Genomic DNA, 10397 nt, shown 5'->3' with positions numbered 1-10397 from the left:
GAAGTATTTTTCACGAGTTTATCAAAAATAAGCGATAACAGTTAGGGCGTGTTGAACTTTGCGGATTGAAATTTGTTCAATCTAGGGGCGATTAAATCGCGGCGCGAGGTTTGTAACCTAGTGGGCTAAGTAAAAACCGAGTAACAAAGAGTTTATCGCCCCTAGGCAGAACCCGAAGGGCAGCGCATGTTTGGCATTTATGCTGCGTTATCGCCTATTTATGGGGAGTAACCACACTTCATAGGCTCTGCCTTGCCTAAAAACCAAACACACTGCTGCAAATTCAACCATCAAAGATCAACACGCCCTAAATATTGCTAAAAAATACTTGACCAATTTTATAAAAATATTTAAAGTTCATCCCGCTTGGAACTCAGCAGCCAAGTAATTACAACTTTGTAATTTAGGAATGTGGGGCTATAGCTCAGCTGGGAGAGCGCCTGCCTTGCACGCAGGAGGTCAGCAGTTCGATCCTGCTTAGCTCCACCACTTTCCTCCTCTCCTTTAGTTTATATTTCTAATAAATCATTACTTTATAATTCCAACTATATTTTTTATATTCACTCATTGCTTGTTTGTTTTGTCTTTGTTGGCTATATATTATTTCACCTTTAGAGTTTGTACTTGTGATTTAAATAAATGGACACCTCAAAGCGCACTACGTTAAAAAAGCTCGCAGCTGTCAGTTTAACCGCAGGTGTTATTACCCACGCGCCTTATGTGTTTGCCAGAAAAAAAATAACCCTAAGAGTCTTAGGAACCCATGTAACCCTCCAAGAAGCCATACGCAAGCAGGCCATGCTTGATTTAGGCATAAACATAGAGTTTTCACCCGCTGGTAGTGCTGCTGTATTGCAAAAAGCCTCAATGGACCCGAGCTCGTTTGATTTGTACGAGCAATGGTCAAATAGCATTAATGTATTGTGGCAAGCAGGGTCAATTCAGCCCATTGCAAAAAAACGTCTAAATTACTTTAATGAAATAAACTCTCTAACCAAAACCGGTAAACTTAGCCCCGATGCAAAGTTGGGAGCTGGCGACGCCCCCTATAAATTGCTCAACGTACAAGATGACGGAACACTTAGCGCACAAGAGAGCGAACATATAAGCTTTTTACCTTATGTGCACAATGTTGATTCTTTTGGCTATAACACAGACCTAATTGAGGCTGGTATTGCCTACGAAACAGAAAGTTGGGGGTGGTTACTTGATGATGCCCATCGAGGTAAAGTGGGCATTGTTAACGCACCCACAATTGGTTTATTTGATCTAGCTTTGGCAGCACAAAGCAAAGGTTTAATCACGTTTAACGACATTGGCGCTATTACTCGCTCCGAACTTGACCGCTTATTTAGTATTTTAATTGACTATAAACGCCAAGGTCACTTTGCCGGTTATTGGAATTCTGTACCAGAGTCTGTTGAATTTATGAAAAGCCAACGCGTACATATAGAAAGTATGTTTTCACCCGCTGTTGCTGCACTCAATAGCCAAAATATAAAGGTACAATTTGCCGCCCCCAAAGAGGGTTACCGTGGTTGGCATGGGGTAATGTGCTTATCGTCACAGGTTAATAGTAATCAAAAAGACGCCGCGTACGACTACATGAATTGGTGGCTTTCAGGCTGGCCGGGAGCCTTTATTGCGCGCCAAGGATATTACATTAGTAACCCGCAACGCTCAAAAGCACTGCTTTCAGCAAGTGAGTGGGATTACTGGTATTTAGGAAAGCCGGCCTCAGTTGATCTACTAAACACTCAAAAGCAAGTCGCAGTTAAAGCCGGCGAGCAGCGTAATGGCGGTAGTTATTTAAAGCGTTTAAGCAATGTCGCGGTCTGGAATACCGTTATGCCCACTTACGATTACAGCTTACAAAAATGGTATGAGTTAATCAGCAGATAATGATAGTCCGCTCAATAAAATCAAAAATTATAACTGCCTTGTGTGTATTAATTGCCTTATTAATTGCACAAAGTTACTTATTTAATTATTCGCAAAAAAACCTTTTCGAGTTGCAAAATGCACAACACAAAGCATTTTTACAAAGCGAAGCCGTTACACGTTTAGAAAACGATGTGATCTCTTTGCAAAGCCAAGCCATTGCTTATTTAGACCATGCCAATAGCAACACTATCGACAAGTTTAATTTTCATTTGAATGCTGCAAACAAAGAGATAAAACAGCTCGGCATACATTTGAATGAATATGATGATAGTTATAAAAGCCAAATTAATCGCCTGAAGGAATATTTAAATAGTTACCAAGAAACATTTAAACGTGTGGTTGTGAACAGAACTAAACGAGAACAGCTATACGTTGAAAAATTCAAACAGCCTATCGAGAAGCTAAAATCTCAACTTGAGCAATTAAAAAACAAGACTCTGGCAAACGAGCAAAACAAAATAGTAAATACGCTACTGGCCATTAGTAAAATAGAGCAAGCCGCGACCAACTATTTGCAAACACCAAACTACGATGAAGCACAGAACGTACAGCGTTATTTAGCACGCTTAAATACCTTACTTGCCAGTATTAAAAAGACTAATAATGGCATGGTAAATAATACTAGCGAACTTGAGCAAGCATATGGTCAGCTTGTAATTTTAACGCGCGGTTATACATTTTCGATAAATGTTGTTTTAACGGGAATAGAAAATGAGCTACTTTATTTAACTGAAAAAATTAGAGATATCGAAAAGCAAAAGCTCACTCAAACAGAACAACAGCTGAGGCAGCATCTATTAAAAAGCACTGAATTGGCAAACCTTTTTGCTGCTTTGATCACTATAATCATTACAGTCACTACCTTTTTTATTTTTAACTCGGTCATTAAACCTATAGCGCATTTAACTAAGCTGCTAAAAGACATGAGTCATGAAAAACAAGTGACGCTTAACAGCAACACCTACCATCAAAACGAGATTAACGCTGCTATCACGGCTGCTAATTCACTGTATTTAAAAAATAAACAAACAAAGGAGTTACTTGCCGAAACCCAAGCGCTTAACTCTAAAATGGAAGCAATGAATAAAGAGCTCACTCTGGCTATTACACAAGCAAAAAATGCGAATCAAGCAAAAGGCGACTTTGTCGCCAATATGAGTCATGAGCTGCGTACTCCGATGAATGGTATTTTAGGTATGCTACAACTTTTACAAGGCAGCGTACTTCCACCTAAGCAAAAGCACTATGCCGATAAAGCGTTTTCTAGTGCTCAGAACTTATTGCAAATCCTCAATAATGTGCTCGATTTTTCAAAACTTGAGTCTGATAAAGTTAAGTTAGAATCAATTCCATTTACTTTGCACACCGTAGTTTCTAATGCGAAAAATTTATTTTCTATCAATGCTAAACAAAAAGGGTTACGTCTTAACTTTGTATTACATGTTGATGCAGCCCTGGAATTGATTGGCGACCCACTACACTTGAGTCAAATAATTAATAACTGTGTTGGGAATGCTATTAAATTTACTGAGCGCGGTGAAATAACTGTCACGATTGAAGCCACAACTCAGGAAGAACAGCTAATTTATCTACGCTTTAGTATAAAAGACACAGGTATAGGCATGACCTCGGAGCAAGCTGCATCCATTTTTGACTCGTTTTACCAAGGAGACTCGAGTACAACACGCAAATATGGTGGTACCGGACTGGGCTTAACTATTTGTAAGCAGCTTACTAAGTTGCTAGGCGGCGAAATTAAAGTTCGCACTACCCCACACTTAGGAAGTGAGTTTTATTTTACCCTACCATTTAAAATGACAAGCAAAGAAATACAAAAAAAACATGCGCTGCTCATAAGTCCTGATTCAGCTCAAATAAAATCTCTTACAAAGTTACTAAATAACGCTGATATTACCTCAGAGATAACTCAAGAACCCCTTCGCGCTATTGCAAAAATGTCGCAACCGAATAACCCCTTTAATATAGTTATCATGAGCTTGTCGCACAAAGAGCTAAAAGATAATTTTATTTTGCAGCAACTTTACTTACAAAAACAAAAGAATAAGCAAAAGTTAATCGTCATTTTACTCATCAATGACCAAGCTCACCCACCAGCGGCTCCTGACAGCGAACATATTGATATTATAACTATAGGCAATGTCGACACTCACTCTCAGCTCATTCGCTTGTTGTTACCCGATTCAACTCAGCCTGAAGAAATTTCTTACCCACAGTTTGCAGGTTATACCGCCCTTGTTGTAGATGATAACCCTGTTAACCAAGAAATCCTCAAAGTGTTACTAACCAAAATGAGTATAACTGTTGTCAGTGCTCAACATGGTGAAGAAGCACTGGCTAAAGTAGCCCAAACCGCTATAGACATTATTTTTATGGATATTCAAATGCCTGTAATGGATGGCTTAGAGGCAACGCGTATTCTGCGTCAAAGGGGCTATACTGCGCCCATCATCGCGATTACCGCAGCGGTGTTGCCTAACGAAAAAAAAGCAGCGATTAGAGCTGGTATGGATGATTATTTATTAAAACCATTACTATTTGGTTTACTGTGTGACACTATCGAAAAATATTTAATAAAAACAGAGACGTTAACCACATTAAATCTCGCTGTAGCAAAAGCTAACCTTGAAGATAATGATGAGCTCATTAGCTCTTTATTTACTAAATTTAATGATACCTACAGCCATTTTATAGAGGAGGTAGTCACCCCCTCAAAAAGCAGTGAGCGCAAGTCATTGCTAAGAGCGATACATACATTAAAAGGGCTGGCTGGGACCTTAGGGTTAGAGCTATTAGAGCACAGCGCTAAAAAGGTTGAAACAGAGCTTCATAATAGTGAGGAAACCGACTTTAGTGCTTTTAATGAGCAGCTCACATTAGCACTTTTTGCAGTTAGGCAGTTACTACTTACAAACACACTCAGTAAGCAGGCTGAAACGGAAGATCCATTACAAAACACAGATACACTGATTGCTAAAGTTTACGCTTTAGCTTTAGCTGCCCGCCCTATTCCTAGTAAGTTAATAAGAGCTGTTGAGCAACAAAAATTTGATCACGCGCATCCGCTATATAAATTAAAAGAAGCAATAGATAGCTTTAACTACACTTTAGTAACTAAGCTCATTGATAATTATAAAAATAATTTTAAAAACTAGACAATTATATCAACTATAAGCTAACTTTATTGAGTGATATAAGAATAAGGATTTAGTGTGCACTCAACCTTTCTCGCTGATAATAATAATTCTTGCGGCACGCAATCGCAAAAACCCTTAATACTTATTGTTGACGATGAACCGAGCAACCTACATGTATTAGTTGAAGGCTTATTTGCAGATTACGATGTACGTATTTCAACAAGCGGTGAACAAGCGCTTAAATTTATTGAGTCAACACGACCCGACTTAATCTTACTCGATATCATGATGCCAGGCATGGATGGCTACGAAGTCTGTAAAAGACTTAAAGCAAAACAAAACACCAAAGGCATCCCAATTATCTTTGTTACTGCCCTAACTGAAGAAGAGTCTGAAGAAAAAGGCTTTGCAATGGGGGCAATTGATTATATTCATAAACCTTACAAGTTAGCTTTGGTAAGAGCACGTATACGTACCCATATTACTGCACAGGGTATGTTAGATAGGCTCATTGAAAAAAACTTTGATTTACACGACAAGCTAATAGAAATTGAGGCACTTGCAAAAGAGTTAAGCCAACGTGAAGAAGAATTAAAGCAGCTATCATCTAAGCAAAAGTTATTTTATCAAGCACTTACTAGCACGGCTGATGGTGTTGTTATTACTAATAGCGAAGGCAAAATTATTGCTGTTAACCCTTCATTTTGCAGAATTACAGGCTATTGTGAAGCCGAGTCGCTGGAAATGAATTTAAACCAAATCAAGCAAAATAATCACCCTAGCATTAGCTTTGATGAAGTATGGAAACACGCAACAGATGCAGGCTATTGGAGCGGCGAGCTTGTAACACGCAGAAAAAATGGTGAGTTATACCCAGAGCTTTTAACACTCAGTAAGGTAAAGGGCGAACAAGATTCCAATATTCATTACATTGGGGTTTTTAGTGATATTTCGAGCGTAAAAGTAACACAAGAGCGAATAGATTACTTAACCTGGCATGATGAGCTTACAGAGCTACCAAATCGTAATGGCTTTTTAAAGCAGTTAGAACAACAACTTCAAGATTGCAGTAGTGATAAGACATGTGCCTATATTTATATTATTGACGTTGACGGGTTTCACTCTATTAATGATGGCTTAGGCCTATTAGCGGGAGATAATATTTTAAAGGAACTGGCTAAGCGTATTCATGCTAATGTAGACAAGAAAGATATTATTGCACGCTTAGGCAGTGATGAATTTGCTGCTTTGAGCAGAGTAAGTAAAGGCGTTGGTCGTTCACGTGCACAAGCAATAGCTGAGAGCAAAGCCCAAGAGCTTTTAAATGCAGTCAACCGCCCTTTTGAAGTTGATGGACAAGAAGTTAGCCTAACGGTAAGTATAGGTACATATATTTTCCCTCGTGAAGATGTATGGGAGAGCGCAATCGAAACGATTAGAAATTGTGAAGCTGCCTGCTATAAAGCTAAAGAAAAAGGCGGCAATAGAGTCACATTTTTTGATACCACATTTGGCGAGCAAGCTAAACGACGCTTTGAGATTGAGCAAGATTTAAGAAAAGCCATCCCTCAAAATGAGCTATCTATTTTTTTACAGTCACAATTTGATAGCAAGCAAACATTAAAAGGCGCTGAAGTACTGTTGCGCTGGGAACACCCTCAAAAAGGGTTTATAAGCCCCTGTGAGTTTATATCTATAGCTGAAGAATCAGATGTTATTTTTGAGCTGGATTGCTGGGTTACTATCAACGCTCTTAATTTACTTACCAAACTAAAACACAGCCACCCCCATTTAAATATCTCGGTTAATATAAGCGGTCGGCATTTTCATGAGCTGCGATTTTTAAACTTTATAGATGAGCAAATTAAATGTGCTGATATCAACCCTCAGCAGCTCACAATAGAAATAATAGAGGGTACACTACTTAATCACATGGAAGCGGCCGTTGAAGCCGTGCACAGGCTTAAAAGGTTGGGCGTACGAGTATCTATAGATGACTTTGGAACAGGCTACTCAAGCTTAACCTACTTAAAGCAATTACCTATTCATGAGCTAAAAATTGACCGCTCATTTGTACTTGAAGCCCCCACTGATAATAACGATAAGTTAATTGTTGATATGATTGTGAGTCTTGGCAGATTATTTCAATTAGAAGTAGTCGCGGAAGGGGTTGAGAATCAATCACACTTTGACTTACTCCAAGCGTACCCTGAGGTTACCCTGCAAGGATACCACCTGCATCGACCTGAGCCGCTAGACAACTGGCTAGAGAGTTTAGAAACCGCTTAGTAAAACGCAAAAAACGCCAATTAAATAATTGGCGCTTTTGTGTTCAAAGGCTTATTTACGTACTTGACCTACACCATTAACTAAATATTTTTCAGTTGTCAGTGATTCTAAGCCCATAGGTCCATAAGCATGTAGCTTAGTTGTTGCTATACCTATTTCTGCACCTAAACCTAGCTGCGAGCCGTCAGAAAAACGTGATGACGCATTAACCATGACCACCGATGCATCAACACTGCGTTGGAAAAGCTCGGCCGCGGTATCATTTTTAGTACAAATAACCTCAGTGTGGTTAGAGCCAAATTGCGCAATATGATCCACAGCAGCACTAAAGCTTGGCACAACACGAATAGCTATTTCTAAATCTAAATACTCCTCACCAAATTCGTTGTCGGCTAGTATTGTTGCGTTATCGAAATATTTTGCAGCCTGTTCGTCTGCATTAATTTTTACACCTTCTTGGCGCAATACAACGGCACACAAGTTCAAAAACTCATCAGCAACGTCTTGGTGAACGACGAGTCCCTCAAGCGCATTACATACGCCTGTACGCTGTGTTTTACCATTTAATAGTAAGTTAAGCGCCACTTCTAAATCGGCATCTTTATCAACGTATAAATGGCACACACCTTTAAAGTGTTGAATAACAGGAATAGTACTGTTTTCTGTAACAAAGTTAATTAATCCTTCGCCACCACGAGGGATAATTAAATCGATACTTTCACGTTGTTGCATTAGCTCCATCAGCAATGCGCGATCTGGGTCTGGAATAACTGAGATAAGTGCTTTAGGCAGCTTAAATTTTTCAAGAACGCTATGCATTACGCTGGCAATGGCTTGTGAGCTTTTAAGGGCTTCTTTACCGCCGCGTAAAATAACCCCATTGCCTGATTTAAAACACAATGCCCCCGCATCAGCAGTAACATTAGGGCGCGCTTCGTAAATCATACATACAACACCTAATGGCACACGCATTTTGCGAATTTTAATACCATTTGGACGCTCAGTAATATCGCGCAGCTGCCCAACTGGGTCATCTAAACTTACGATAACTTCAATGCCTTCTGCCATTGCTTCAATGCGCTCTTCGTTAAGCGTTAGGCGGTCAATCATCGAAGCTGCCAAGTTGTTGTCTCGCGCAGCACTTAAATCACTTTCGTTTTCTTTTATTATAAATGCTTTTTCTGCGCGCAATGCTGCCGCCATTTCAGTTAATACTTGATTCTTAGTCTCGGTGTCGAGTAAAGCAAGTGTATTAGCAGCCTTTGCTGCTTGGCGTGAAATATCCGTAATCAAACTCATGACTTCTCCAATAATGCGATATCTTTTTCTGAAATAACAGGACCAATAGAGTCCTGCATTTTTTCGCTAAATTCACTTTGCTCGTTATCTGCAATAAAACTCAACAAGCAACTACTATAATTTGCTGTGGCCTTGGCTAAGCGGGTGCCATCTTCACTTCTCACTAATATGGTGTCACCAATGGCAAACTCTCCATGCACTTCCATTATTTCATCACCACGTATACAACCATCTTCACCTTCGAGCGACTCATCAAATGAACCGTCGATCACGACTTCACCTTGCTCATTTGCAGTATGGGTCATCCAGTGAACAGCTTCTTGCATAGGCTTTTCATAAGGAAGGAAAACACTACCAGGATTATCACCTGCCAGTAGCCTATTAAAAGTCTCTTCTTTAAAGCCGTTAATAATATAAGTGGCGATACCATGTGACGTTGCTTTTTCTGCCGCCTCAATTTTAGTTTTCATACCGCCTGTACCAACAGCGCTGGTAGCACATCCTGCCATAGCATAAATAGACTCATCAATTGATTTTATTTCAGGCAACAAGACTGCATCTTCGTGTAGATTTGGATTTTTATCATATAGCCCATCTACATCAGAAAAAATCATCAATGCGTCGGCATCGGCTGCAGCCGCGACCATAGCTGATAAGTTATCGTTATCACCTACTTTCAAATCATCCGTTGTTACAGCATCGTTTTCATTAATGATAGGAAGTATGCCATGCTCTAACAAGGTAAATATTGTTTCGCGAATACTTTCATAACGCTCTCTGTCGCGTAAATCGCCATGTGTTAGTAACAGCTGCGCTGAAGGAAAATCGAAAAAGCGATCCCACATAGCCATCATTTCAGTTTGCCCTGCTGCAGCCATTGCTTTTTTCATAACTACAGAGCGTGGAATGTCAGATGGAAATAGATGCGAGCCTGCTGCTACCGAACCTGAAGAGACTAAAATAACTTCTATACCACGAGCACGACAGCGAACAATAAACTGAGCTATGGTTAATAAGTAGCGTGAACGGCATCCATCTTGGTCAGGAGCAATTAAGGCACTACCTACTTTTAATACAATACGACGCCAATTTAACTTTTGCATAAAATCTCAACTTTCCATTTTATCTGCATTCACATAGGTGAACTTAAATTAATTAATTACGTTATCAACACGTAATTTCGAATAGGTTATTAAAACACTTTTTAGACGCACGCATACACGCGACCTAAAATTGCTTTTAGGTTAGTGAAGACATGAAATGGCACCAACCAGTTACGTGGAGGCCCATTAAATATAAAAATAAAAAGTGTTGTTTATGTATCGCTGTAAAAAGCTGTGTGCGGCTTTTTTGTTAACAACATACATAGAGCCTCTAAAGTCAGATACACCAACAGATAGGGTGATGACTTAAGGACCGAGATTTAGCCGCCACGATGGGAACCAAACATTGAAAGTAATAGTTCAACTCAAACATTTTTTTATTTAATTGACTAAATAAACTTGTTTAAGGAAACCTTACCAAGATATTCAATAGTACAATTGCCACTGATTAATTAATAGCAAGTACGTATAAAGCTATTATTACCGATTAAAGATGACATTAGCATTAATATTTACTACTAACTATCAAAATAATAATTAGATGACTAATTGTTTGAACTCTAAACATAATACGATATTTAAAGGGGGAAGATCAAGGCTAAAAATC

At 39.2% G+C, this 10397-nt stretch carries 5 protein-coding genes and 1 tRNA gene; 4 read left to right on the top strand and 2 right to left on the bottom strand.

The genetic code is table 11. The features are described 5' to 3' along the window. Window positions 1-413 precede the first annotated feature (413 nt). The 4 genes from AABI99_RS10115 to AABI99_RS10100 all read left to right on the top strand — a co-directional run bounded on the left by AABI99_RS10115 (window position 414) and on the right by AABI99_RS10100 (window position 7388). Window positions 414-489, top strand: a tRNA-Ala gene (locus AABI99_RS10115). 150 nt (window positions 490-639) lie between these two features. Continuing rightward, the gene (locus AABI99_RS10110) at window positions 640-1902 is read left to right on the top strand and encodes an extracellular solute-binding protein (protein WP_338365609.1); all 1263 of its coding nucleotides are present in this window, start codon (window positions 640-642) and stop codon (window positions 1900-1902) included. After that, window positions 1902-5117, top strand: a complete 3216-nt coding sequence (locus tag AABI99_RS10105; RefSeq protein WP_338365608.1) for an ATP-binding protein — start codon at window positions 1902-1904, stop codon at window positions 5115-5117. The genes AABI99_RS10110 and AABI99_RS10105 overlap by 1 nt, the downstream gene beginning before the upstream one ends. Before the next feature lie 57 nt (window positions 5118-5174). Further along, window positions 5175-7388 carry an EAL domain-containing protein gene (locus AABI99_RS10100; protein WP_338365607.1) on the top strand — a complete coding sequence of 738 codons (2214 nt, stop codon included), beginning with the start codon at window positions 5175-5177 and terminating at the stop codon, window positions 7386-7388. A 51-nt stretch (window positions 7389-7439) separates the two neighbouring features. On the opposite strand, the gene AABI99_RS10095 is transcribed toward AABI99_RS10100, so the two are convergent. Both AABI99_RS10095 and proB read right to left on the bottom strand, forming a co-directional pair. Beyond that, window positions 7440-8687 carry a glutamate-5-semialdehyde dehydrogenase gene (locus AABI99_RS10095; protein WP_338365606.1) on the bottom strand — a complete coding sequence of 416 codons (1248 nt, stop codon included), beginning with the start codon at window positions 8685-8687 and terminating at the stop codon, window positions 7440-7442. After that, window positions 8684-9790: a glutamate 5-kinase gene (gene proB / locus AABI99_RS10090; RefSeq protein ID WP_338365605.1), complete on the bottom strand. Its 1107-nt coding sequence runs from the start codon at window positions 9788-9790 to the stop codon at window positions 8684-8686. The genes AABI99_RS10095 and proB overlap by 4 nt, the downstream gene beginning before the upstream one ends. Window positions 9791-10397: the final 607 nt, after the last annotated feature.

It is taken from the genome of uncultured Pseudoalteromonas sp., assembly GCF_963922945.1.
In the GTDB taxonomy this organism is placed as follows: domain Bacteria; phylum Pseudomonadota; class Gammaproteobacteria; order Enterobacterales; family Alteromonadaceae; genus Pseudoalteromonas.
This window is presented reverse-complemented; position numbering and strand designations above follow the sequence as displayed.